Here is a 24,804-nt window from a genome sequence, read left to right as displayed (position 1 = left end):
TCAGAAACGACGATGCCCGGACCCTTGCGGGTCCGGGCTGTCGCCGATGTCTTGCGACATCCTCGAGCGGAGACGGTGGGATTTGAACCCACGGACGGGTTGCCCCGTCACATCCTTAGCAGGGATGCGCACTAGACCTGACTATGCGACGTCTCCAAGGACATCGCACAGGTTACCTGGCGCGGGCACGCCCGACCAAAACCGACCGACCGGACATGCCGCGCCTCACTCACCTCACCGCGGACGTGCACGCTTGACATCCAGCGCGCAGGAAGCCGCGCGAGCGGAGGGCAAGGGATTCGAACCCTTGGTGGGTTGCCCCACAACGGTTTTCAAGACCGTCACATTCGGCCGCTCTGTCAGCCCTCCTCGCCACGGCACCCACGGGGCGTCGCGGCGCACACCAGTTTAGGGCGACGACGGCCGGTACCTGATAATCCGGATCGCGCCACGATCTCCAGGCCGGGCAGACACCCACCTGCGGCTTTGTCCGCCGGACCGCTGGGAGTTGGCCAAGATAGAGCCCATGCGTGCCATCACCGTGACCGCCGACCAGGACCTTGCGCTGACGAACGTCCCCGACCCCGAGCCCGGCCCCGGCGAGGTGCTTGTCGAGGTTGCCGCGGCGGGGGTGAACCGTGCGGACGTGCTGCAGCGTGCGGGGAACTACCCGGTGCCGCCAGGCGCCAGCGAGATTCTCGGCCTGGAGGTCTCCGGCACGATCGCCGCGCTGGGCGAGGGCGTGACCGGCTGGCAGGTGGGCGACGAGGTGGCCGCGCTGCTGGCTGGCGGCGGCTACGCCGAGCTCGTGGCCGTGCCGGCGGGTCAGCTGCTGCCAGTGCCCGGGTCCGTCAGCCTGGTCGACGCCGCCGCACTGCCGGAGGCCGTGTGTACCGCGTGGGACAACCTGGTGCGCGCCGGCGAGCTCGGCGCCGGAGAGACGGTCCTCGTCCACGGCGGCTCGGGCGGGGTGGGCTCGGCCGCGATCCAGCTCGCCGTCGCCGTCGGCGCGCGGGTGCTGACGACGGCGGGCGGCGCGGACCGGGCGGCGCGGTGCCGCGAGCTCGGCGCCGACGTCGCCATCGACTACAAGGATGAGGACGTCGTCGAGGCAGTGCGCGCGGCGACCGACGGCCGCGGGGCGGATGTGATCCTCGACGTCCTGGGCGCGGGCGGACTGCCGGGCAACGTGGAGATGCTCGCCCCCTGGGGCCGCCTGGTGATCATCGGCACCCAGAAGGGCCGAAGGGGCGAGCTGGATCTCGGCAAGCTGCTGAGCAAGCAGGGGACGATTCGCGCCACGCTCCTGCGCCCACGGCCGCTCGAGCAGAAGGCGACCCTCGTCGCCGACGTCCGCGAGCGCGTGTGGCCGATGCTCGACGACGGCCGGCTGCGGCCCGTGATCGCCGACAGGTTGCCGCTGGCCGAGGCGGACCGGGCGCATGTGCTGCTGGACTCCGGGAGGGCCTTCGGCAAGATCCTCTTGGTGGCCTGACCTGGACCCAGATCTGCCGAGTGGGCTCTGACTAGTCCTCACGCAGGAACTGGTCGGCGATCTGCAGCGCCCGGCGGCTCATGGCTACGCCCGCGTGCCCGAGGCGCGGGTGCAGCACCAGCCGGGCACCCCGGATCCCGGCGGCGGTGCGCCGGAACAGCTCGGCGCCGTAGTACCCGTCCCGTGCCCCGCCGATCACGAGCGTCGGGGCCCGCACCAGGTGTAGGCGGGCGGTGACGTCGAAGGCGTCCTCTGCCTCGATCATGCGCAGCATGTCTGCGGGGTCGTCCGGTGCCATGACCGGCCCGGTCAGCCACATCACCGCCGCCAACGCGGCCACGCCGGCCGGGTTCGGGGTGAGCACGGGCGCCGTCGCCGCCCAGGCGCGGCGATGGTCCCCCATCACCGTGCGGGTGGCCATCCGGCGCTGGGCGGCCCGGCCGGTCTCCGAGAGCCGGCACGCGCCGGCGAGCAGCACCAACCGGCGCACGGTCGCCGGGTGGTCGACTGCCAGCTGCAGCGCGATCGAGGCTCCGGTGGACGTGCCGAGCACCCTGACGGGCCCGCCGAACCGGTCCACCATCGCCTCGGCGTGCATCGCGGCGAGGTCGACCATGGTGGCCCCAGCGCGCAGCCCGGGCGGGCGGCGCACCACCCACACCTCGAAGTGCTCGGCCAGCGGAGCCAGCTGGCGCAGCTGCAGCGTGCGGGACGGGCCCGTCGGGTTGGCGTGCCGCGGCTCCAGGCCCGGCAGGTCCACGAGGACCGGGCCGCGTCCGAGCCGCAGATAGGGCAGCCCACCACGCAGCGTGCCTTCCTCGACGACGGCCATGCTCCGAATGTTGCTCGCCACCGACACCGACAGCAAGGGAACAGGGCTGTCGGTGCGGTGCCGGCAAGTCCGCCAGCGCCGATGCCGCCACGGTCCGCCAGCCCAGGAGCCGACCAGGTCCGGCACGGGGCGCACCGTGGCACACTCGCGGCCATGGCAGCCGACGGGCCGGTGCTCGGGCGCAGGGCGCTGGGCCGCGCCACGCTCGACCGCCAGGGCCTCCTCGCCCGCACGCACACGAGCGTGCCCGACCTCCTCGAGCGCCTCGTCGGGCTGCAGGGCCAGGTGCCCGGTGTGCCGTATACCGCCCTGTGGAGCAGGCTGGCGGACTTCGACCCGGCCACGCTCTCCGCCGCGATGGCCGACCGGTCGGTGGTCCGGGCACCGCTCATGCGCACCACCTTGCACACGGTGACGGCCCGCGACGCGCTGGCACTTCAGCCGCTCATGGCCCCGGTGCTGGCCCGGACGTTCGCGAGCACGTCGTGGGGCAAGCGGTTGCGCGGGGTCGACCTGGGCGAGGCGTTCGCCGTCGCCCGGGAGCTGGTGGCGGAGCGACCCCGCACCCGCGCCGAGCTGGGCGGCCTGCTGGGCGCGCGCTTCCCGGACCTGGACGGCACCTCGCTGGGGTGGGCGTTCGGGTACCTCGAGCCGGTGGTGCAGGCGACGCCGCGAGGACTGTGGCGGCGCAGCGGCCCGCCGGCGTTCACCACAATGGCGGCCTGGCTGGGCGCGGCGCCGTCGGCCATGGCGGTCTCGGAGCTGGTGCGGCGCTACCTGGCCGGGTTCGGCCCCGCCAGCGTGCGGGACGCGCAGGCCTGGTGCGGGCTCACCCGGCTGCGTGAGGTCACCGACACCATCGACCTGCGCCGCTATCGCGCCGAGGACGGCACCGAGCTGCTCGACCTGCCGGACGCGGCGGTCCCCGACCCGGACGTGCCCGCCCCCGTGCGGTTTCTCCCTGAGTACGACAACGCCCTGCTCGGCTACGCCGACCGTTCGCGGATGGGGGTCGGCCCCCTGGTGGTGGGCCCGCCCACGCACGGGCCGGGCGGTGCCCTCGGCACGGTCCTGGTCGACGGCGTGGTGGCGGCCACGTGGATGCTGCGCCACGACGACGGCGCGCGGCTGACCGTGACGCCGTCCGGCCCGCTCGGCGCGGGCGCGCGTGACGCCGTCGATGCGGAGGCGGCGGCGGTGGCGCGGTTCCTCACGACCGGGGAGGAGGCCACGGTCGTGGTGGACGACCCCGCCTAGGCCAGCAGGCCCGCCGCCACGGCCGGGGCGAGGGCCGGTGCGAGGGGCAGCCGCGGCACCAACGTGGCCTGGTAGGCGTGGTAGACGTCGGGGCGCCCAGCCCAGGTGCCCGCGGCGGGGGTGTTGTCCGGCGCGAGCTCGTGGTGCCAGCGGCCCGGTGCCTCAATGAGGTGGCGGCGGGCGTAGTCCCACCAGGTGGCGTACCAGAGGGCGTAGTCGGCCTCGCCGGTGGCCGTGTGCAGTGCGGCGGCCGCACCGATCGCCTCGCACACCACCCAGTGCATGCGCTGGCGCACCACCGGGGCGCCGTCGAAGTCGACCGTGTAGACGAACCCCGCGGCACCGTCGGCGGCCCAGCCCTCGGCGGTGGCGGCGGCGAACAGCGCGCGCGGCGCCTCCAGCATCCAGGCCTCGGTGGGGCGGTGGCGGGCGGTCAGCGCGGCGCGCAGGTGCAGGGTGAGCCGGGCCCACTCGAGCCAGTGGCCGATCGTGGCGCCGTAGGGGCGGAAGGGGTGGGCGGGGTCGTCGCGGTGGTGGTCGAGCGTCGGCTCCCACGCGGGGGTGAAGTGCTCGGGCAGGCGCCAGGCGTGAGCGCGGGCGAACCCGTCGACCACGCGGCGGGTGATGCGCAGCGCCCGGTCGAGCCAGCGGTCCTCGCCGGTGATATCCGCGGCCGCGAGGTAGGCCTCGACCGTGTGCATGTTGGCGTTGACCCCGCGGTACGCCTCCTCGACGGCGAAGGCGCGGTCCCAGCTCTCCCGCACCATGCCCTCGTCCTCCGCCCAGAAGTGGGCGTCCTGGACGGCGCATGCCTGGTCGAGGAGGGCCGCCGCGCCGGGGCGGCTTGCCGCGGTCGCCGAGGCCGCGGCGAGCAGCACGAAGGCGTGCGGGTAGGCGGCCTTGCGCTCGCCGTCGCCCGGCGCCGGATGCACGGTGGTGCCCGGGTGGGGGCCGCCGTCGGACAGGTGCGTCCCGCCGTCGGCCTGCTCGACGGCGGTGAACCAGCCGCCGTGCTCGGCGTCGGCGAAGGTGGTGGTTAGTGCGGCGACCCCGTGGTCGGCGAGCGCTGCGCAGCCGGGCCGGCCGCGCAACGCGCCGAGGGCGAAGACGTGGGTCATGCGGCACGTGATCCACAGCTCCGCCCGCCGCGGCTCCGGCACGTGGCCGGCGGTGTCGAGCGCGCCGAAGCCGAGCGGGGTGCGGGCGCCGGCGGCGAAGGCGAGGAGCGCGTCTCCCTCGGCGTCGAGCCAGTCGGTCGTGGGCGCGGCGACCATAGGACCTCCGGACTGCCGTCGGGGGGACGCGAGATGTCATCTTCTCCACCAGATGTCATCGACGCACTGCCATGGCCGAGACATGTCGCGGAGAAGATGACATCTCGCGCACGGGGGCGTGCGAGGCGGGTCAGCCCTTGACGGAGCCCGCCAGCAGGCCGCGGACGAAGTACTTCTGCAGCGCGAAGAACACGATGAGCGGGACGATCATGGAGACGAACGCGCCGGAGGTGAGCAGGTGCCAGTCCTGCCCGCGCGAGCCGGCCATCTCAGAGAGCCGGGCGGTGAGCGGCTGGATGGCGTTGTTGCCGCCGGAGAACGTCAGGCCCACGAGCAGGTCGTTCCACACCCACAGGAACTGGAAGATCGCGAAGCTCGCGATCGCCGGGACCATCAGCGGCATCATCACCTTGAAGAACACGGTCACGTGCCCCGCGCCGTCGACCCGGGCCGCCTCGATGAGCTCGCGCGGCACCTCGGCCATGAAGTTGTGCAGCAGGAAGATCGCCAGCGGCAGCCCGAAGGAGGAGTGGGCCACCCAGATCGGTAGGAACGGGAACGCCTCGGCCAGCGGCGAACCCGAGAAGATCCGCAGCAGCGGGATCAGCGCCATCTGCAGCGGCACGATCTGCAGGGCGAACACGATGACGAACACCGTGTCGCGGCCCTTCCAGCGCAGCACCGAGAAGGCGTAGGCCGCCATCGTCGCGAGCACCAGCGGGATGAGCGTGGCCGGCACCGTGATGGTCAGCGAGTTCATGAAGAAGCTCGCCAGCTGGCCGTTGGAGGCGCGCCCGAACAGCACGGTCTGGTAGTTCGCCAGCGTGAAGGACGGGTCGGTGAAGAACGTCCACCAGCCGGTGCTGCGGATCTGACCCTCGGGACGCACGGAGCTGGTCAGCAGCCCGATGGTCGGGACCGTCCACATCAGCGCCAGCACGATGGCGACGGCGGAGCCGGCCTGGCTGGTGAGCATGGACTTGGTCCGGCTCGCCGCGGAGACGCGCGGGGGCAGCGGCCGCATGGGGTCCGGCAGGCTCCGCGCGGAGGGACGTTCCGCCGTCGCGACCGCGGGGTTGGCGGGTGTCATGCCGCTCATGCTCCACGCACCTCCCGGTTCCGCAGCATCTGGCGGACGTTGTAGACGATGATCGGGATCACCAGGACGAAGATGACGACGGCGAGCGCCGAGCCGACGCCGTTGTTGCCGAACGTGAACGACTGGTCGTACATCTGGTTGGCGAGCACCTGGGTGCCGAACCGGGCGCCGGTCACGGTGCGGGTGATGTCGAAGATCTTCAGCGTGGCGATGGAGATGGTGGTCAGGACCACCACGAGCGTGGGCCGGATGGACGGCACGGTGATCGAGCGGAACATCTGCCAGGAGCTCACGCCGTCGAGCCGGGCGGCCTCGACGATGTCACCGGGGATGCCCTTGATGGCGGCCGAGAGCAGCACCATCGCGAACCCGGCCTGGACCCAGATCATGATGATGATAAGGAAGAACGTGTTCCACGGCCCGTCCTGGAGGAACCGCACGGGCTCCATCCCCAGGCTGGTGAGGAGCGCGTTGAGCAGGCCGATCTGCTCCTGGGCCGGGCCGCGGTACTCGTAGACGAACTTCCAGATGATGCCGGCGCCGACGAACGAGATCGCCATCGGCATGAACAGCAGCGACTTCGCGGTCCGCTCGAACCGCTTGCCGTCCACGAGGATCGCGTAGAGCAGGCCCACGGAGGTGGACACCAGCGGCACCAGCGTGACCCACCAGAACGTGTTGACGAACGACTGGATGGACTCGGGGTTGGTGAACACCCACTCGTAGTTCGCCAGGCCCACCCAGGTCTCGGACCGGCGGTCCATGAACGACATGACGATCGTGCGGATCGCGGGGTAGATCAGGCCCACGCCGAGCAGGATGGCGGCGGGCCCGGCGAAGACGAGCAGCGTCCAGACGATGCGGCTGCGTCCCGCGAACCGGTCCGCCAGCCGGGCCACGACCATGAGGGCGGCGACGACGGCGGCGAAGACGATCAGGGCCAGGAGCATCTGGCCGGTCTTGGAGTTGAGGAAGAAGTCCATGCGATGCCCTCCCGTGGCGTTGAACCGGGTGGCCCGGTGCGGGGAGGCGGCCGTGCCGGCCGCTCCCCCGCACCGGGCGGGTCACCTGGTCAGGAGGCGGGCCAGGAGGCCTCGATCTCGGCGAGCACGGACGTGGTGTCCGCGCCGTCGATCCACTTGGTCATGCCGGTCCAGAAGGAGCCGGCGCCGACCTCGGAGGGCATGAGGTCCGAGCCGTCGAAGCGGGCGACGGCGCCCTCGTCCTGCAGCAGCTCGATCGCCAGGCGCAGCACGTCGGAGGAGGCCAGCGAGGCGTCGACCGCCTTGTTGGCGGAGGTCACGCCACCGATCTCGACGCGGGTGTTGGCCCACTCGCCGGAGGACATGAAGGCCTGGACGGCCTGGGTGGCGTCGTTGTCGTTGAAGGCGCCGACGAACTCACCGCCGGTCAGCAGCGGCTTCTCGTCCGCCGTCTGGCCGGGCAGGTAGAAGGCGAACACGTCACCGTTCTCGCTGACGTCCGTGCCCTCGGGCCACTGGGCTTCGTAGAAGGAGGCCTGGCGGTGCATGAAGCACTCGCCGTCGAGGATCGGCAGGCCGCCGTCGTTGAAGGAGGTGGTGGCGATGGAGCGCGAGTCGCCGATGCCGCCGTTGACGTACTCGTCGTTCTTCAGGATCGAGCCGGCGCGGTCGGTGGCCGCGACGATCTGCGGGTCGTTGAAGGGGATCTCGTGGGCGATCCACTGGTCGTAGACGTCGCCGCCGGCTTCACGCAGGACCATGTCCTCGATCCAGTCGGTGGCGGGCCAGCCGGTGGCGCCGCCGGACTCGATGCCCGCGCACCACGGGGTGGCGCCGGAGGCGGCGATGTCCTCGGTGACGGTCATGAGCTCGTCCCAGGTGGTCGGGACCTCGTAACCCCCGTCGGCGAACCCGGACGGGGAGTACCAGACGAAGGACTTCACCGACGCCATGAGCGGGGCGGCGTAGAACTTGCCGTCGATGGTGCCGTAGGCCTTCCAGTCCTCCGACCAACCCTCGTCGACGTTGGCCTCGACGGCCTCGGGCGCCGGGATGACGTGCCCGTCGGCGACCATGCGGGCCAGCAGGCCCGGCTGCGGGAAGACGGCCAGGTCGGGGGCGTTGCCACCCTCGGCCTGCACCACGATCTGCTGCTCGAACTCGCCGGAGCCGTTGTGCTGGACGGTGATGCCGGTGCACTCGGTGAAGTCGGCGAACGTGTCCTGGAGCTGGTCGGCCTCGGTCTCGCGGATGGAGGAGAACAGCGACACGGTCTCCCCGTCGAAGGTGCCGTACTCCTCGAAGGCGGAGCAGTCCGGTCCGTCGGACCCGTCGGTCTCCTCACCCGCGGCCGTGTTGCCGCCGGTGCCGCCGTCGAGATCGTCGGCGCCGCACGCGGTGAGCACCAGGGTCAGCGCCGCGGCACCCGCCAGGGTCGCTATGCCACGTCGTCTCGTCGTCGTCTTCATGCGATATCTCCTCGTCACGTCCTCGTGTCGAGCGCGGAAGCGCTCCTGCGGCCCACTCAACCAGCAACCCGCAGTGAGATCGGACACCATTGGTCCCTTAGCGCTGTAACGATTCAGCAACAAAGCAATCGGGGGTGAAATCTCAGCATCCAATACGGGGCAAGTCGGCACAGCGCGGCGGATCGTCGATTTCTCCGCGACATGGGCCCGCCTGGCCTGGTAGTGTGGCCGGCCGCGCCGAGCGCTGCTCCGTGCGGCACAGGCGGGTGGTCTGCCACCCGCTCGTGCCGCGAACACCCGCGCTCCGCGCGAACACCCGCGCTCCGCGCGAACACCCGCGCTCGGCGGGCCTCCGCCGGACGACCGGGCTGCGTCAGCGGTCGAGCAGCGCGCGCAGCACCACGGCGGCGCCGTCGTGGGCGACGTCGTCGGTCACCGCGTCGGCGGCGCTCTGCACGGCCTCCGCGGAGCCGCCCATCGCCACGCCGTGCGCGGCCCAGGCCAGCATCTCCAGGTCGTTCGACCCGTCCCCCAAGGCCACGGTGGCCTCGGCGGGCACGTCGAGCCGGCCCCGGAGCGTCTCCAGGGCGCTGGCCTTGTTGACGCCGTCGGGCGAGATGTCCAGCCATGCGGTCCAGCCGACGGCGTAGCCCACGCCGTGCAGCCCCACCCGCTCGACCAGGTCGTGGAAGTCCTGCGAGCTGAGCTCGGGGGCCCGCAGGGTCACGCGGGTGGCCGGGGCGGCGACGAGCTCCTCGAAGTCGACCACCTGCACCTCCCCGGTCAGCTCGCCCATCGGGAAGGGGGCGCTGACCTTGAAGCCGCGTCCGAGGTCCTCGACGGCGATCAACCCGCTGGGCAGCTCCTCGCGCAGCAGCCGCAGGGTCGGCCCGGGATCGAAGGTGACGACGTCGGAGATCACGTGGCCGCCGTCGAGCTCGGGGTCCAGGCGGATGCACACCGCCCCGTTGGAGCACACCGCCCACCCCTCGGTCAGGCCGAGCTGGGCGGCCACCGGAGTGACGCCCTGGACGGACCGTCCGGTGGAGAGCACCACCTGGGCGCCGGCGTCACGCAGGTCAGCGACAGCGTCGGCGACGGCGGGGCTCAGGTCGCCGTCGTGAGTGAGGAGGGTGCCGTCGATGTCGAGCGCCACCAGCAGGTCGTCCGCGGGTGGCAGCGTCGCCGGCAGCGCCTCGCGCCAGCGCGCGACACGCTCCCCCAGCGGCAGCACACCGTTGCCCGCCGCGCCCCCGCGACGTTCCTCGCCCGGCGGCCGCCAGGCGCCGCCCGCCACCGGTCCCGTCATACGGGCTCGATGACCTCGAGCCCGCCGAGGTAGGGGCGCAGGCCCACAGGGACCCGCACCGACCCGTCGGGCTGCTGGTGGTTCTCCAGGATCGCGACGATCCACCGGGTGGTGGCCAGGGTGCCGTTGAGGGTGGCGACGGGGCGGGTGTCGCCGTCGGCCGTCCGCTCGCGCACCCCGAGGCGGCGGGCCTGGAAGGTGGTGCAGTTCGACGTCGAGGTCAGCTCGAGGTAGCGCTGCTGGGTGGGCAGCCACGCCTCGCAGTCGAACTTGCGGGCGGCGGAGGCGCCCAGGTCCCCGGCGGCGGTGTCGATGACCCGGTAGGGGAGCTCGACCTTGGCGAGCATCTCCTCCTCCCAGGCGAGCAGCCGCTGGTGCTCGGCGGCGGCGTCCTCCACGGGCACGTAGGAGAACATCTCCACCTTGTTGAACTGGTGGACGCGGATGATGCCGCGGGTGTCCTTGCCGTGCGAGCCGGCCTCGCGGCGGTAGCAGGACGACCAGCCGGCGTAGCGGACCGGGCCGGCCGTGAGGTCGAGGATCTCGTCGGAGTGGTAGCCGGCGAGGGCCACCTCGGAGGTGCCCACGAGGTAGAGGTCGTCGGCCTCGAGGCGGTAGATCTCGGCGTCGTGGGCGACGTCGAAGCCGGTGCCCTGCATGGTCTCCGGGCGCACCAGGGTCGGGGTGATCATGGGCGTGAACCCGCTGGCCAGGGCCTGGTCCATGGCGCAGTTGAGGAGGGCGAGCTCGAGCCGGGCACCGATGCCGGTGAGGAAGTAGAACCGCGCGCCGGAGACCTTCGCGCCGCGGCGCACGTCGATGGCGCGCAGGCTCTCGCCCAGGTCGAGGTGGTCCTTCGGCTCGAAGCCCTCGGCGGCGAAGTCACGCGGGGTGCCCACGTGCTTGAGGACGACGTAGTCCTCCTCGCCGCCCACCGGGGCGGCCGGGTCGACCACGTTGGGCACGGTGCGGGCGAGCTCGTCCAGCTCGGTCTGCGCCGTGCCGGCGGCCGCCTCGAGGGCCTTGACCTGCTCGGCGAGCACCTTGGCGCGGGCGAGCACGGCGGGGCGCTCCTCGGCGGAGGCCTTTCCCACGGACTTCGAGACCTGCTTCTGCTCGGCGCGCAGCTCCTCGAAGGAGGCCAGAGTGGTGCGGCGCCGCGCATCCGCCTCCAGCAGGGTGCCCACGAGGGCCTCGTCCGCGCCGCGGGCGCGCTGGCTGGCGCGCACCTTCTCCGGGTCCTCACGCAGTGCTCGCAGGTCGATCATGGCTGGAAGCCTAACGGGCGCCTCCCGTCGGGCCGATCGGCGCCCGCGCGCGGTAGGTTGCCCCCATGACGTGGGAAGCCTGGGTGGCGCTGGCCGCGCTGCTCGTGGCCCTGCTCGCCCTCGCCATGAGCGTCGTCGCCTGGCGCGCCGCACTGCCCCGCACCCCGACCTTCTCCTACGAGGACCCGGGCCCGGAGGAGGCCGCCGACGATCCGCGCACCGGCCCGCCCGCCGTCGTCTTCAACCCGTCCAAGGGCGCCGACGGCGAGGAGCTGCGCCGGCTCGTCACCCGCACCGCGCACGACGTCGGGATGCCTGACCCCCTGTGGTTCGAGACCACGGTGGAGGATCCCGGGCTGGGCCAGACGCGCGCGGCCCTGGAGCAGGGTGCCTCCGTCATCATCGCGGCCGGCGGGGACGGCACCGTGCGCGCCGTCGCCGAGGGGCTGGCCGGCTCCGGTGTGCCGATGGGCCTGCTGCCGCTGGGCACCGGGAACCTGCTGGCCCGCAACCTCGAGCTGCCGATGAGCAGCCGGCGGGACATGGTGGTCACCGCGCTGACCGGCCGGAACCGCACGATGGACCTGGGCTGGCTGCGCACGGAGCCGCTCGCCCCCGACGAGGCTGAGAAGGTCCACGGCCGGGCCGACGCCTCCACCGCACGCTCCGCCGAGATGACCGAGTCCGGCGAGGCCGCGGAGGGCCGCTTCCTCGACCCGTCGGTCCCCGTGGACGACGACGTCCGCGTCGAGGTGGGCACCCTGCCGGTCGACACGGACGACCCGGACAAGGAGCACGTCTTCCTCGTCATCGGCGGCCTGGGGTTCGACGCGGCGATGGTGGCCGGCGCCGACGACGAGCTGAAGGCGAAGCTCGGCTGGATGGCGTACTTCGTCGCGGGCGTGCGGCACCTGACCGGCCCGCGGATCCGCGCCACGGTCGAGTTCGGCGACTCCGGCCGACGCGAGCTCGTCACCGCCCGCACCATCCTGTTCGCCAACGTCGGGCGCCTGCCGGGCGGCGTGGTGCTCTTCCCCGACGCCCAGCTCGACGACGGCTGGCTGGACATCGCGGCCATCGACACGCGCGGCGGCATCATCGGCTGGGCGGACCTGCTGCGCAAGGTCACCCTGCAGGGCGTGGGCATCCGCAAGGACCTCCTGCCCTACAGCACGGGGTCCATCAACTTCCGGCGCAGCCACGAGGTGGTCGTGCGCACCGAGGAGCCCGAGCACGTGCAGGTGGACGGCGACCTCGTCGGTTACGCCACCACGATCTACGCGCGGGTGGAGCCGGGCGCGCTGGTCGTCCGCACGGCGTAGGCCGGGGGCCGCACGGGCACAGTCGCGCCCTCTCGACACCACCGCCGGCCGGTGCTTGCCGCTCCGCCGCCTGCGGAGGATCCTGGCTGGTGCGGGATACGGCGCAGGACCGCCGAGCGGGGGGCGACCATGGACGATCCGGGCGCGGAGCACGAGCAGCAGCTCGCCGTCGAGCTGGCCGAGGCGGTGCTCGCCCAGACCGCGCCGGAGGAGCTGGACCTCCTCGAGGAGACCAGTGCCGAGTACTTCGCCGATCCCGACGGCGTGCTGCGGCCCCGGCGCACCGACGAGTCCGTCGGCTTCGGCGTCGACCTGGCCCTCCTGACGCCCTACGTGCTCGCGGTGCTGGCGCCGGTGGTGCAGTTCCTGCTCGGGGTGGCCCGGGACGCCCTCAAGGACGAGCTCAAGCCGGCGATCGCGGCCTGGGTCCGAGGCGTCATCCGGCACGTGGTCCCCGGCGCCGGTACACCGGCCGGACCCGGCGCGGGCACGCCGGCCGGACCGAGCGCCGGTACGCCAGCCGGACCGGGCACCGGTACGCCAGCCGGACCGGGCACCGGTACGCCGGCCGGTGGCGGGAAGACACCGGCGCTCACCCCGGACCAGGCCCACACCGTCCGCGACATCGCGTTCCGGCGGGCGCGCGACCTCGGCATCGAGGAGCCGCGCGCCGCCCTGCTCGCCGACGCCGTCGCGGGCGGCGTGCTCGTGTCCGGCTGAGGGGCACCGGTGGGCACCGTCGCGGGCGTCCGCGGCCGGCCTGACACGTTGGTCTATCCCTCGCCCACGACGGCACGCTTCGTGCTCCTCGTGCTGGCCATCCTCGCCGGCGGTCTGTACGTGGGTTCCTGGACCCACACCCTCCTCGAGGGCGAGGCCTGGCAGCAGCAGGTGACGAGCTGCTCGACGGTCCCGGCGGCCGACCCGCTCCAGCAGCAGGCGACGTTCGAACGGTGCACGGCCGCCGTCGAGCGCCGCCGCGCGGCGTACAGCGCCGGTGGCGCCGCGGCCACCCTGGTGGGCGGCGGCGTCGTCCTCCTCGCCGTGCCCGTGGTGCTGGAGCGCCGTCGGCGCCTGCGCCCGCTCCCCCCGCGACTGGCCCGCGCCGGGCTGCGGGCCGCACAGCTGGCGGCCGAGCAGGGCCTGCGCCGCCCGCCGCGGCTGATGATCGGCGGCGCCACCCAGCGGGACGCGTTCAGCTACGGCGTACCCGGCGCCTATCGGGTCGCCCTGCCACCGAAGGCGGCGCTGCGCCCCGGTGACTCCGCGCTCTTCGACCCCCTGCTGCGTCACGAACTGGCCCATGTGCGCCACCACGACGTCGCCCTTGCCTGGCTGGCCCGCTCGGTCTGGTACGCCTTCATCCCGATCCTGCTCGTCCCGGTGGCCATCTCGCTCGCGCGCGAGGACCTCGGCGTCACGCTCGACTACTCGTGGCGGGCAGCCCTCGTCCTCACGGTGGTGCGGCTGGTCGCGAACGCGGTGCTGCGGGCCCGCGAGCACGACGCCGACCTGGCCGCCGCCCGCGGCGACGACGGGCGCCGGCGGGACCTCGGCGCGCTGCTGTCGTCCCTCGGACCCGGAAGCAGGCCGTCCCTCTGGGGACGGCTCCGGGCGCAGCACCCGACCGTCGGGCAGCGGCTGGTCGTTCTTGAGGACCCCACCGCCGCGTCCCGGCCCACCGCGGTGGACGGGCTGACGGCCGCCTTCCTCGCGGCCGCCGTGGCTCCCGTGCTGCGCTCCACGGCCACGCCGGCCCTGACCGGATCCGGCAACGTCGACCTCTCGACGCTCTTCGCCAGCACGGTGGCCGGCGCCATCCTCGGCGTCGCCGTCGGGCTGGGGCTGTGGCGTGCGGCCCTGTTCGCCCGGTTCTCCGGCCGACCACCACGGCCCGTCCCGGTGGCTCTCGCGGTCGCTGCCGGGCTGGTCCTCGGCGGGGCGCTCTCGCTCGGTCAGGTGGGCACCGTGTCCGGGATCGGGCCCGACAACCCGCTCACGGTGCTCGTGCAGGGCCTGGCCGGGTTGGGCGCCACGGCGGTCGTCGCCGGCCTCGGTGAGGTGTGGGCCGACGCCGCGCCGAACGTGCCCAGCGCGCGGGTGCACTGGGTGGGGGCGCTCCTGACCAGCGCGGTCGTCTTCTCGGTGGCGGTGTGGACGGCGAGCCGACTGGTGGACACGCTCGACGCCGGCGGCGGGGCCTTCGCACTCGTGGCGCTGACAAACCTCGACCCGCCCTGGCTCGTGACGGTGACGGCGTTGGCGCTGCCGGCGGCCACCGCGCTCGTGCTCCGCGGGCACGGCACCGGGTCACGCGCCCCCGCCTGGGCAGTTGAGCTCGGCGACCGCCCGGCCTGGCTCGTCGGGCCGGGTCCCGGCCTGGCCGGGACCCTCATGGTCGGGCTGAGCGCGGGACTTGCGGGCGCCGCGGCCATCGTGGCGTTCCGGCTCCTCGCCGGCCCCGGCGGCACGGGGGGCGAGCAGCTCGCCCGCTACTTCGGGTACGTCCTCGTCGGCGCCACGGCGGCGGCAGCGGCCATGGTGGCGATGGGCCTCGCCGGGGGCGTCCGGGCCGTGGGCGCCGCGCTGGTCGCGCTCCCCGTCGCCGGCCTCACGCCGCTCGCCGGCTTCCTGGTGATGAACACCGCCCTGGGCGGCGACCTCACGCGCACGTTCGGCCAACCGCTGCTCGTGCGCCCGCTCGGCGCCGGACTCATGCTGGCGCTGCTCGTCGCGGGGGTGGGACTGCTTCCCGTGCGGCGCGTCGCGGTCCCGGCGAGGTCCCTGCTTGCCGCCACGCTCGCCGTCGCCCTCTCGGCCACGGCGCTTGGCGGCCGGATTGTCCTGACGAGCAACCCCGTCGACCTGGCCGCCGAGCTCGCGGCCGTGCAAGACGATCTCGACGCCCAGGCCTATGCCGGGCAGGTGGCGCTGCCGCTGATGCGGCAGTTCGAGGCGGTGGGCGCCGCGCAGGAACGCCTGCGGAGCACCGGCCCCGTCAGCCCGGCCGCGCAGGCCGCGCGGCTGCGTGAGGAGGTTCTTGAGCCGCTGACGGCCATGCAGGCACAGGCGCGGTCCTACGACCCTCCCGACGAGCGGGTGGCGGCGGTCCACGGCTTGGTCGTGCAGGCCCTGGCCCGGCTCACCGAGGGGACCCGGCTCGCTGCCGACGCCGTCGAGCACCAGGACGCCGCCACTCTGGCGACCGCCAATGAGCTGCTCAGCGAGGGCACGGCCCTGCGGGCACGCTGGTTGGCTGCCGTGACGGACCTGACCGGCTCCTGAGCGGGCTCAGACCGCCAGCCCGGCGAGCAGCCGGGAGACCCACTCGCGCGCCGCGCGGAAGTCGGCGTCGTAGGTGCCCGGCCGCACGTGCGGGCGGTGCCCGTCGGCCCGGGAGTAGGAGCCGAGGAAACGGACCGTCGGGCAGACCCGGTGCAGGCCGATGAGTGTCGCCTGCACCCGCTCCTCGGCGATGTGGCCCTCCGCGTCGATGGAGAAGGAGTACCGGCCCAGCGAGTCCCCGATCGGCCGGGACTCGATCCGGGACAGGTTCACGCCCCGGGTCGCGAACTGCTCGAGCATGCTCAGCAGGGCGCCGGCCTCGTTGTCGGGCAGGTGCACCATCAGCGTGGTCTTGTCGGCCCCGGTGGGCTCGGGCACGTAGCCCGGCCGGGCGACCAGGATGAAGCGGGTGACGGCGTGCGGGTTGTCCGCCGCGCCGGTGTCGAGGACCTGCAGGCCGTACTTCTCGGCCGAGAGCGGGGAGACCAGCGCGGCGTCGAACCCCGGCGCCTCCTGGTCGGTGGCGAGCAGCGCGGCGGCCGCCGCCGTCGAGGTGGCCGGGACGTGGACCGCACCTGGGATGTGCTCGGCGACCCAGCCGCGGCACTGGGCCCAGGCGTGGGGGTGGGTGGAGATGCGCCGGACGTGCTCGAGGGTCATGCCCTCACGCGCGACAAGGAAGAAGGTGATCGGCACGAGCATCTCGCCGACGATCACCAGCGGGGCCCCGGTGGCGAGGGAGTCCAGGGTGGCGTTGACGCCGCCCTCCACGGAGTTCTCGATCGGCACGACGGCGAAGTCGGCCTCACCGCGCCGCACCAGGTCCAGGGCGGTGATCACGTCCAGGCACGGGACCAGCTCGGCCTCGGTGGGATCGGTCACCTGCAGCAGCGCCGCCTCGGTGAACGTGCCCTCCGGGCCGAGGAAGGCGTAGCGGGCTCGCCCGGTGCCGTTGCCGGTGGCGGGCCGGCCGGCCGAAGCCGCTCGGTCGCGCGGCTCACGGGGGGTCGCGACCGCGCCGTCCGGGCGCTCGACGTCGCTTGCGTCGTCGTGCATAGGGGTCCTCCTGCCTGGGGCCTGATCGCCGGCAGCCTAGTGCCGCGCGCGGATGCGCCCGGCCGCCGTCCGGGACCTGGCACGTAGGCTTCCCAGCGTGAGCAGCACACAGCGCCGGCAGCGGCAGCGGCGCCGGGCGACGATCCTCGCCCTCGTCGTCGCGCTGGCACTGGTGCTGCCGTTCGTCCTCCCGCTCCTGTCCGCGGTCGCCGCACCGGCGGCGAGGACGACGGCGTCAGGCGCGTCGGCCGTGAGTGCCACGGCAGCCAGCACCGCCCCCACAGCCACCACCGGCGCCGCCACCACCCCCGCCGGGGCCGTGACGGCCGAGGCCCCCCTGGTCGTCATCGGCACCACCGGCGTGCGCTGGCAGGACCTCTCCGCGCTCGCCACCCCGAACATGTGGCAGCTGGCCCAGCAGGGCGCCAGCGCGAACATGGTGGTCCGATCCGTGCGCTCCTCCACCTGCCCCGCCGACGGGTGGCTCGCGCTCTCCGCCGGACGGCGGGCCGCGGACGTGCCGATGGAAGAGTTCGGCACCTGTCGGGACCTGCCCCCCGCCCGTGAGGACGGCGCCGTGCCCGGCTGGGCGGACTACCTCGGCGCCGCCGACGCCGCCTCCTACGACGCCACACCCGGCCTGCTCGGCGACACGCTCGCCGCCGCGGGGGTCACCTCCGTCGCGGTCGGGCCGGGCGCCGCCGTCGCGCTGGCCACCTCGGCGGGCACGGTGGCGGGCGACCATGCCTTCGCCTCCACCAGCTCGGTCCGGATGGGCGCGCAGGTGGCGCAGGCGCTGCCCGGGCACGCGCTCGCCGTCATCGACGTCGGCAGCGTGCGTGACCGCAACCGCCCGCTGGTGTCGGTGCCCAGCGCGGCCGGCGCCCCCACGCTGCCCGAGGAGCCCGAGCCGGCGGAGACGCCCACGCTGCCCGCCGAGGAGGCGTGGCTGCTGAAGTCCCCCGAACGCGGACTGCAGGTGGCCGCCGTCGACGCCCGGGTCGGCGCGGTCCTCGACGCCGTGCGCACCACCGCGCCGGCCGCCACCGTGCTGCTCGCCTCCCTGGCCGACTCCGGGTCGGTCGCCCTCATGCAGATGGTCACCGCCGCCGGTCCCGCCATGCCCACGGTGCCGGCCGGCGGTGCGTTGCTCGACACCCGCTCCACCCGCCAGCCGGGCATGGTCCAGTCCACCGACCTCACTCCCACGGTGCTGGGCATGCTGGGCGTGGACGTGCCCGCGGGCCTGGCCGGGGCGCCGTTCTCGGCGGTCGAGGACGGCCGCTCCGGGCCCGCCCGGGTGGCCCACCTCGTCGACGTCAACCGGCACGCGGTGGAGATCCGCTCGCTCGTGGGCCCGTTCTACTCCGCTCTCGTGCTGGTGAACCTCCTGCTGTACGGGGTGGTCACGCTCGGGCTGAACCGCCGGATGCTCGACGGCACCGCGGCCCGGCTGGAGGCCCGCGGCGGGACGACCTCCGCCCGGATGGCGCGGGCGCTGCGCTCGCGCCGACCGGTGCCGCTGCTGCGGGCGCTACGCACCGCGGCGGTGGTGGTCGGCGCCGTCCCGGTCGCCACCTACCTCGCGAACCTGCTGCCCTGGTGGCGGGCCGGCAGCCCGGGGCTCGCCCTGTACGGCGCGACCGTGGTGCTCGCGGTCGCCGTGGCCGCCGTCGCGCTGCTCGGCCCGTGGCGCCGGCGGCTGCTGGCGCCGGTCGCCGTCGTCGCCGGTCTGACGGCGGTGCTGCTGGCGGTGGACGTGCTTACCGGGGCCCGGCTGCAGGTCTCCTCCCTCATGGGCGTCCAGCCGCAGGTGGGCGGCCGGTTCTACGGCTTCAACAACTCCTCGTTCTCGCTGTTCGCGGCCTCGACCATCCTGGTGGCGATGTGCCTGACCGACCCGCTCGTGCGGCGCGGCCGGCGGGTGTGGGCGGCGGCCGTCATCGCGGTGGTGGGCGTGGTCGCGACGGTGCTGGACGGGGCGCCGTCGATCGGCGCGGACTTCGGTGGCCCCCCGGCCCTCATCCCCGGTTTCCTCGTGCTCGGGCTGCTCGCGATGGGGGTGCGGCTGACCTGGCGGCGCATTGCCGTGGTGCTCGCCGTCACCGCCGTCGCTGCGATCAGCTTCTCGGTGGTGGACTGGCTCCGGCCGCCGAGCGAGCGTTCACACCTGGGCCGGTTCATCGAGACGGTGCTCGACGGCGGCCTGTGGTCGGTCATCACCCGCAAGGCCGCGCAGAACCTCACCAACTTGTTCGGCTCGACCCTGACGCTGCTCGCCATCGGCGGCATCGTCCTGGTGGTGATGCTCCTGACCCGGCCGCTGCGGACGGCCCGCGGCCGGGATGTCGGCGGGCACGGCAGCTACGGCTGGCTCACCGGCGGCAACACCATCGGGCGCATCGACCGGGACGCGGTGATGCTGCGGCCCACGCTCGTCGCGCTCGGGGTCACGTTCGCGATTGCGTTCGCGGTGAACGACTCCGGCATCGTGCTGCCGGCCATCGGGACTTCGCTTGCCGTGCCGCTGCTCGTCGCCGTCGTGACCGGGTGGCTCCTGCAGCACGGCAGCGTCGCCGCCCCCGCTCCCGCTTCCCCCGAGATGTCATCTTCTCGGTGAGATGTCATCTTCTCCGTCAGATGTCATGACTTCTGACGGAGAAGATGACATCTCACCGCGAAGGGAGGGCGCCGAGCTTCGCGCGGGGCTGACGGACCGGGCGGGGTCGGCGTCGAGAGCGGACGCCGTCCTGCCCGCCGGTCAGCTCCCGGTGGCCGGCGCCCAGGCCCGGTAGGGGCGGCCGGGCCGCTGATTGGTCGGGTTGTCCCCGCGTCGCGGGCTGGGCACCTTGACCCCGCGCACCCGGCGAGTGTTCACGGCCAGGGCGACATCGCGGTACTGCGCGCCGCGGTGCAGCTGACCGGAAAGGTCGTTGCGCGACGGTCGGTGGCGCAGGTCGCAAGGGACTTCCTGGACCGTCAACCCGGCCACGAGGAGGTCGATCGTCATGCCGGTCTCCACGCCCCAGCCGCGTGAGAGCGGGCTGGCCGCCTCGAACGCGGCGCGCGTCATGCACCGCTGCCCGGAGAGCGGCTGGGTCGGGTTCCACCCCGTCGCCCGGGCGATCGAGCGGCGCGCCAGCCCGGTGACGATGCCCCGCCCGCCGGCTCCCGGCTGCGGGGGCAGGACGGCGATGGCGCAGTCCGCCCGTCCCTCGAGCACCGGCGGCACCAGCGGGGCGGTCGCGACCGCCGTCTCGCCGAGATCAGCGTCGAGGAAGAGCAGGAGCCGGGGCGCCACACCCTCGACGTCGCGCATCGCGACGACGGACGCCCCGGTCTCCATCGCGGAGGCCTTGCCCCGGTTGACCGAGTGGCGCACGACGACGGCGCCGGCCGCCCGGGCGGCGTGCTGGGTGTCGTCCTCGGAGCCGTCGTCGACGACGAGCACGAGGTCCACGTGAGGGATGGCGCGGGCGGCCCGGACGGTCGCGGCGATGCGGTCGACCTCGTCCTTGGCGGGGATCACCACCGCGACCCGCTGCGACCTCGCTCCTGCTTGTCTCACATGGGAAAGCCTATCCACGATCTCGACCTGCGGCGCACACTCGCGCGGTACGGCCTTGACCTGACCATGACGATCGGCTCACATGCCCCGGCCCGACGGCGTCCCGCGCCCCGGCCCGACAGCGTCCGCCGCGGGCCGGGCGCGTCCCTCAGCGCAGCGCGACCTGGCGCGAGACGATGCCCGCGCGGGCGCGTCGCTCGTCCGCGGTGAGCGGCTCGGTGGAGGCGATGGCCGCCTGCAGCGTGGTGTCGAACGCCTTGAGCGGCTCGACGAGCTCGGCGGCCTCGGTGCCCGGGGCGAGCTGCCAGACGGGGATGAGGATGCCGCAGGTGCGGAACGCGCCGATGAACTTCGACCCCTCGTCGAGGGCGGACTGGCGGGCCGCGTGCAGGCGGGCAATGCCGTCCAGGACCCGCTCCTGGTTCTCGGGCCTGGCCCAGCGGAGGAACTCGCGGTTGCCCATGCGCACCCAGTACGCCGAGTCGACGCCGTCGACCTTGACCGTGGGAATGATGTTCTCGCTGGCGTGCTCGAGCGCGTGCTCGACGTCGGCGTCGCGCTCGCCGGGGGTCAGCCAGTAGTCGAACGTGTCGTGCATGGTGATCTCGACGGGCACGGAGGTGTCGAGGATGTCCTGCAGGCGCGGCCCGGGCTCGGGGAGCCCCGCCGTGGTCAGCGGCGTGCCCGGCTCGAGCTCGAGCGCGTCGAGCAGGGCGGCGGCGATGTCGCGGGAGGCGTCCCCGGAGTGCTGGGCGTTCTGCAGGGCGACGAGCACGGTGCCGTCCTCGCGGTGCAGCGCGGGCAGCGACTCGGGCAGCAGGGTGACGAGCTGGACCTCGCGCGCGCCGTGCTCGGCGGTGGTGCGCACCGTGACGCTGGCGGCCGGGACCACCTCGCGCATGGCGACGAGGTCGGTCTCGCCGGGCAGCCCCTCGAAGGGCCGCTCGACGTAGGCCACCTCCTGACGCTTCTGCTTCGGAGTGCCCGCTTGGGGCTGGCGCTTGCTGCGGCTCTTCTTACCCATGGGGCCTTAGCGTACGGGCCACCGCGGCGGTCACGCGGCCATGGTCGCCGTCAGAGGATCGTCGCAGGCCGTGCGCCGTCGGCGGTGAGCGGGAGGCCGGCGGCCTGCCAGTCCTTCATCCCGCCCTCGAGGTTGTAGGCGTCATAGCCGGAGTGGTTGAGCCAGGCCACCGAGCGGGCCGACCGCCCGCCGGAGCGGCACACGACGAGCAGGTCACCGTCGGGCAGGTCGTCCACACGGGCGGGCAGCTCGCCCATGGGGATGTGGACCGCGCCGGGGGCATGCCCGGCGTCCCACTCGTCCTGCTCGCGCACGTCGAGGATGACGATGCCCTGGCCGGGGTTGTCGCGGTCGAGGTCCGCCACGGTGACGGGTGTGCCGGGGAGGGTCGGAAGTGCCATGGTCCCAGGTTAAGCACGAGTCCGGCGACGGCGGGACACCGGCCCACGTGCGCTCCGCCGTCGAGCGATGGTGTTGGGACCGAGCGCCCGTGGCAGACCACCCTCGCTCGGCCCGACGACCCTCGCTCAGCCCGACGACCCTCGCTCGGCCCAACGACGGTCGCTCGGCGCACCGAGGGCTGGTCGACGGACCGAGTGCGCATGGCGGACCGTCAGCCCTCGGCCCGACGATGCGCCGTCGATGCGCGCGCCGACCCCCGCGCCCCCGGCTCGGGGGGAAGGTGGCCCACCACCTGACCGGCAGGCGAACAACACGTGAAGTCGGGCGCCCCCCAGGGGGCGGTGGCAGGATCGGCCCATGCACGAGCGCGCCGGTACCCCCGCCCTGCCCGAAGACCTCATCGACGTCGAGGAGGTCACCGCCGCTTACTACGACCGCGAGCCGCAGATGGACGACCCGGCCCAGCAGGTCGTCTTCGGCACCTCCGGCCACCGCGGCTCGAGCCTCGACGGCGCGTTCAACGAGGCGCACATCGTCGCCACCACCGCCGCGATCGTGGAGTACCGCCGGTCGCAGGGCATCGACGGCCCGCTGTTCATCGGCCGCGATACGCACGCGCTCAGTGAGCCGGCGTGGCGCACCGCCCTCGAGGTGCTCACGGCCGCGGGCGTGGAGGTGCAGGTCGACGCCCGCGACTCCTGGACCCCCACCCCGGCCGTCTCCCACGCGATCCTTCGCGCCAACGGCGCCGGCACCACGGGCGGGGTGCGCACCCAGGGCCCCGGCCGGGCCGATGGCATCGTCGTGACGCCCTCGCACAACCCCCCGCGCGACGGCGGCTTCAAGTACAACCCGCCCCACGGCGGCCCTGCCGACTCCGACGCCACCTCCGTCATCGCGGCCCGCGCGAACGAGATCCTGCGCTCCGGGTGGCGCGGCGTCGCACGCGTCCCGTTCGAGCGCGCCGCGACGGCGGAGACCACGCGCAAGCACGACTTCCTCACCTCCTACGTCGACGACCTGGCCAACGTCCTCGACCTCGACGCCATCAGGGAGGCCGGCGTGCGCATCGGCGCCGACCCCCTGGGCGGTGCCGCGGTGGAGTACTGGGGGGCGATCGGGGAGCGGCACAACCTGGACCTGACCGTCGTCAACCCCACCACGGATCCCACCTGGCGGTTCATGACCCTGGACTGGGACGGCAAGATCCGCATGGACTGCTCCTCCCCCTACGCCATGGCGTCACTGCGGGAGAAGATGCAGGCGCCCGACGGCGGATCGGCACCCTTCGACATCGCCACCGGCAACGATGCCGACTCCGACCGGCACGGCATCGTCACCCCCGACGGCGGGCTGATGAACCCCAACCACTACCTCGCCGTCGCGATCGAGTACCTGTTCACGCACCGTCCCGGCTGGCGCGAGGACGCCGCGATCGGCAAGACGCTGGTCTCCTCGGCCCTGATCGACCGGGTAGCCGCCGGCCTGGGGCGGCGTCTCATCGAGGTGCCGGTGGGGTTCAAGTACTTCGTGCCCGGCCTGCTCGACGGGTCGGTCGGCTTCGGCGGTGAGGAGTCTGCCGGCGCGTCGTTCCTGCGCACGGACGGCAACGTGTGGACCACCGACAAGGACGGCATTCTCTTGGCGCTGCTCGCCTCGGAGATCCTTGCCGTCACCGGCCGCTCCCCCAGCCAGCTGCACGCAGACCTGGTCGAGCGCCACGGCGCCAGTTCCTACGCGCGCATCGACGCCCCGGCCACCAAGGCGCAGAAGGCCAAGCTCGGCGCGCTGCGGCCCGACGACGTCGCCGCCACCGAGCTCGCGGGCGAGGCCATCACGGGCCGCCTCACGGAGGCCCCGGGCAACGGCGCGGCCATCGGCGGGCTGAAGGTCACCACCGAGAACGCCTGGTTCGCCGCCCGCCCCTCCGGCACCGAGGACGTGTACAAGATCTACGCCGAGTCCTTCCGAGGGCCGGACCACCTGGGGCAGGTGCAGGACGAGGCGAAGAAGGTCGTGGACGCGGCGTTGGCGGGATAGTCCGACAGGCACCCGCCTGCCGGACCCACCCCGCTACAGGTCGTAGCGCCAGTCGTGGGCACGCATCGGTCGGCCCTTCGGGTACTCGACCTCCACCTCGCCGGCCAGAGTAAATCCCGCCTTCCGGCAGACGGCGTTGGAAGCAAGGTTCTCCACGGACGGGAAGGCGTGCACCCGGCGATGCTTCCCCGCCTCCCGGGCATGGGCCAGCGCCAGCACGGTCGCGCGGGTGGCGATGCCCTGCCCCCAGAACGCGGGCAGCACGCTCCAGCCCATCTCGTACACCCGCGCGCCGGCCCATTCCGCGTCCCAGAACCCCACCGACCCGGCGGGCTGGGCGTCGGGGCCGGTCACGATCACGAACATCCGACCCAGGCCCGACCCCGCCAGCGCCAGGTAGCGGGCATGCCGCTCGGCCAGCTTCGCCGCGGGCTCCGGCCCGCCGAGGTGACGGGTGGCCGTGACCGCTCCCATGGTGCCCTCCACCACCGCGAGGTCCCCCGCCGCCCACTCGCGCAGCTCCAGCGGCTCGGCCGCCGCAGTCCCGTCGCTCATCACGCCTCCCCGATGTCCTCGTGCCACAGCGCCGGCTCGGCGGCGATGAAGGACTCCATGAGCGCCACGCACGCCGCGTCGTCGAGCACCACCACTTCCACACCGCGTGCGCGCAGCAGGTCCTCGGCGCCGCGGAAGGTCCGGTTCTCGCCGATCACCACCCGGGGGATCTTGTAGAGCAGGATCGCGCCGGCGCACATGTCGCACGGGGACAGGGTGGTCACCATCGTCGCGCGGGCGTAGACCGCCGCCGGGAGCCGCCCGGCGTTCTCCAGGCAGTCCGTCTCGCCGTGGCGGATTGCGCTGGCGGCCTGGACACGCCGGTTGCGGCCGACGGCGCGAACCTCGCCGTCCACGACCAGCGCCGCCCCGATCGGGATCCCGCCCTCCGCGCGGCCCGCCTGTGCCTCCGCGAGCGCGACGGCGAGCGCCCCGCCGTCGTCCGCGACCTTGCGTGCCTCCATGGGCCGATCCTGGCAGAGGCCACCGACACCCGCCGGGCGGTGCGGGAAACCTGCCGGGTCCACGGTGCCGCACCCCGGCGGGCGCGGGCCGACGGGCGCGGG

At 73.7% G+C, this 24,804-nt stretch carries 20 protein-coding genes and 2 tRNA genes; 7 read left to right on the top strand and 15 right to left on the bottom strand.

Annotation, left to right across the window (positions count from 1 at the left end):
• Positions 1-67: 67 nt before the first annotated feature.
• Both FE374_RS01420 and FE374_RS01415 read right to left on the bottom strand, forming a co-directional pair.
• Positions 68-156 (bottom strand) — tRNA-Ser (locus FE374_RS01420).
• A 128-nt stretch (positions 157-284) separates the two neighbouring features.
• Positions 285-369, bottom strand: a tRNA-Ser gene (locus FE374_RS01415).
• A 157-nt stretch (positions 370-526) separates the two neighbouring features.
• Between FE374_RS01415 and FE374_RS01410 the strand changes: the two genes are divergently transcribed.
• Positions 527-1,495, top strand: a complete 969-nt coding sequence (locus FE374_RS01410) for an NAD(P)H-quinone oxidoreductase (RefSeq protein WP_139926909.1) — start codon at positions 527-529, stop codon at positions 1,493-1,495.
• 31 nt (positions 1,496-1,526) lie between these two features.
• Here FE374_RS01410 and FE374_RS01405 read toward each other — a convergent pair whose 3' ends face one another.
• The gene (locus FE374_RS01405; protein ID WP_139926908.1) at positions 1,527-2,327 is read right to left on the bottom strand and encodes an alpha/beta fold hydrolase; all 801 of its coding nucleotides are present in this window, start codon (positions 2,325-2,327) and stop codon (positions 1,527-1,529) included.
• Between the two features lie 153 nt (positions 2,328-2,480).
• Here FE374_RS01405 and FE374_RS01400 point away from each other — a divergent pair, with 153 nt between their 5' ends.
• Complete coding sequence (locus FE374_RS01400) at positions 2,481-3,584, top strand: winged helix DNA-binding domain-containing protein (RefSeq protein WP_139926907.1); 1,104 nt, start codon at positions 2,481-2,483, stop codon at positions 3,582-3,584.
• On the opposite strand, the gene FE374_RS01395 is transcribed toward FE374_RS01400, so the two are convergent.
• The 6 genes from FE374_RS01395 to serS all read right to left on the bottom strand — a co-directional run bounded on the left by FE374_RS01395 (position 3,581) and on the right by serS (position 10,986).
• Positions 3,581-4,858, bottom strand: a complete 1,278-nt coding sequence (locus tag FE374_RS01395; protein WP_139926906.1) for an AGE family epimerase/isomerase — start codon at positions 4,856-4,858, stop codon at positions 3,581-3,583. The two genes, FE374_RS01400 and FE374_RS01395, sit on opposite strands and share 4 nt — an antisense overlap.
• A 130-nt stretch (positions 4,859-4,988) precedes the next feature.
• The gene (locus FE374_RS01390) at positions 4,989-5,948 is read right to left on the bottom strand and encodes a carbohydrate ABC transporter permease (RefSeq protein ID WP_456319108.1); all 960 of its coding nucleotides are present in this window, start codon (positions 5,946-5,948) and stop codon (positions 4,989-4,991) included.
• 5 nt (positions 5,949-5,953) lie between these two features.
• Entirely contained in the window at positions 5,954-6,940 is a 987-nt protein-coding gene (locus tag FE374_RS01385; RefSeq protein WP_139926904.1) for a carbohydrate ABC transporter permease, read from the bottom strand.
• 89 nt (positions 6,941-7,029) lie between these two features.
• On the bottom strand, positions 7,030-8,409 hold the full coding sequence (locus tag FE374_RS01380) for an ABC transporter substrate-binding protein (RefSeq protein WP_139926903.1): 1,380 nt from the start codon (positions 8,407-8,409) through the stop codon (positions 7,030-7,032).
• Between the two features lie 373 nt (positions 8,410-8,782).
• On the bottom strand, positions 8,783-9,718 hold the full coding sequence (locus tag FE374_RS01375) for an HAD family hydrolase (RefSeq protein WP_139926902.1): 936 nt from the start codon (positions 9,716-9,718) through the stop codon (positions 8,783-8,785).
• Entirely contained in the window at positions 9,715-10,986 is a 1,272-nt protein-coding gene (serS, locus tag FE374_RS01370; protein WP_139926901.1) for a serine--tRNA ligase, read from the bottom strand. The genes FE374_RS01375 and serS overlap by 4 nt, the downstream gene beginning before the upstream one ends.
• 65 nt (positions 10,987-11,051) lie before the next feature.
• Between serS and FE374_RS01365 the strand changes: the two genes are divergently transcribed.
• The 3 genes from FE374_RS01365 to FE374_RS19345 all read left to right on the top strand — a co-directional run bounded on the left by FE374_RS01365 (position 11,052) and on the right by FE374_RS19345 (position 15,593).
• Positions 11,052-12,308 (top strand): diacylglycerol/lipid kinase family protein, encoded by a 1,257-nt coding sequence (locus FE374_RS01365; protein WP_139926900.1) that lies wholly within the window; start codon positions 11,052-11,054, stop codon positions 12,306-12,308.
• Positions 12,309-12,437: 129 nt separating this feature from the next.
• On the top strand, positions 12,438-13,028 hold the full coding sequence (locus FE374_RS01360) for a hypothetical protein (RefSeq protein WP_139926899.1): 591 nt from the start codon (positions 12,438-12,440) through the stop codon (positions 13,026-13,028).
• Between the two features lie 9 nt (positions 13,029-13,037).
• A complete protein-coding gene (locus tag FE374_RS19345; protein WP_139926898.1) occupies positions 13,038-15,593 on the top strand; it encodes a M48 family metalloprotease in 2,556 nt (851 codons plus the stop codon).
• Positions 15,594-15,599: 6 nt separating this feature from the next.
• Here the strand turns inward: FE374_RS19345 and pheA are convergent, their stop codons facing one another.
• The gene (gene pheA / locus FE374_RS01350) at positions 15,600-16,649 is read right to left on the bottom strand and encodes a prephenate dehydratase (protein ID WP_139926897.1); all 1,050 of its coding nucleotides are present in this window, start codon (positions 16,647-16,649) and stop codon (positions 15,600-15,602) included.
• A gap of 97 nt (positions 16,650-16,746) precedes the next feature.
• Between pheA and FE374_RS01345 the strand changes: the two genes are divergently transcribed.
• On the top strand, positions 16,747-19,269 hold the full coding sequence (locus FE374_RS01345) for an alkaline phosphatase family protein (protein ID WP_139926896.1): 2,523 nt from the start codon (positions 16,747-16,749) through the stop codon (positions 19,267-19,269).
• A 141-nt stretch (positions 19,270-19,410) separates the two neighbouring features.
• Here FE374_RS01345 and FE374_RS01340 read toward each other — a convergent pair whose 3' ends face one another.
• The 3 genes from FE374_RS01340 to FE374_RS01330 form a co-directional block, all read right to left on the bottom strand.
• Positions 19,411-20,217: a glycosyltransferase gene (locus tag FE374_RS01340; RefSeq protein WP_139926895.1), complete on the bottom strand. Its 807-nt coding sequence runs from the start codon at positions 20,215-20,217 to the stop codon at positions 19,411-19,413.
• Positions 20,218-20,365: 148 nt separating this feature from the next.
• Positions 20,366-21,241 carry a DUF5926 family protein gene (locus tag FE374_RS01335; RefSeq protein ID WP_139926894.1) on the bottom strand — a complete coding sequence of 292 codons (876 nt, stop codon included), beginning with the start codon at positions 21,239-21,241 and terminating at the stop codon, positions 20,366-20,368.
• A gap of 50 nt (positions 21,242-21,291) precedes the next feature.
• Positions 21,292-21,642: a rhodanese-like domain-containing protein gene (locus FE374_RS01330; RefSeq protein ID WP_139926893.1), complete on the bottom strand. Its 351-nt coding sequence runs from the start codon at positions 21,640-21,642 to the stop codon at positions 21,292-21,294.
• Between the two features lie 358 nt (positions 21,643-22,000).
• On the opposite strand from FE374_RS01330, the gene pgm reads away from it, so the two are divergent.
• Positions 22,001-23,683, top strand: coding sequence for a phosphoglucomutase (alpha-D-glucose-1,6-bisphosphate-dependent) (gene pgm / locus FE374_RS01325; protein ID WP_139926892.1), 1,683 nt, complete (start codon positions 22,001-22,003; stop codon positions 23,681-23,683).
• 33 nt (positions 23,684-23,716) lie between these two features.
• On the opposite strand, the gene FE374_RS01320 is transcribed toward pgm, so the two are convergent.
• Positions 23,717-24,238 carry a GNAT family N-acetyltransferase gene (locus tag FE374_RS01320; protein ID WP_139926891.1) on the bottom strand — a complete coding sequence of 174 codons (522 nt, stop codon included), beginning with the start codon at positions 24,236-24,238 and terminating at the stop codon, positions 23,717-23,719.
• Positions 24,238-24,702, bottom strand: a complete 465-nt coding sequence (locus FE374_RS01315; RefSeq protein WP_139926890.1) for a nucleoside deaminase — start codon at positions 24,700-24,702, stop codon at positions 24,238-24,240. Before FE374_RS01315 ends, FE374_RS01320 begins: the two co-directional genes overlap by 1 nt.
• Positions 24,703-24,804: the final 102 nt, after the last annotated feature.

Source organism: Georgenia yuyongxinii, assembly GCF_006352065.1.
Lineage (GTDB): Bacteria > Actinomycetota > Actinomycetes > Actinomycetales > Actinomycetaceae > Georgenia > Georgenia yuyongxinii.
The sequence above is the reverse complement of the archived record's forward strand: the minus strand, read 5'-3'. Positions and strand labels throughout refer to the sequence as shown.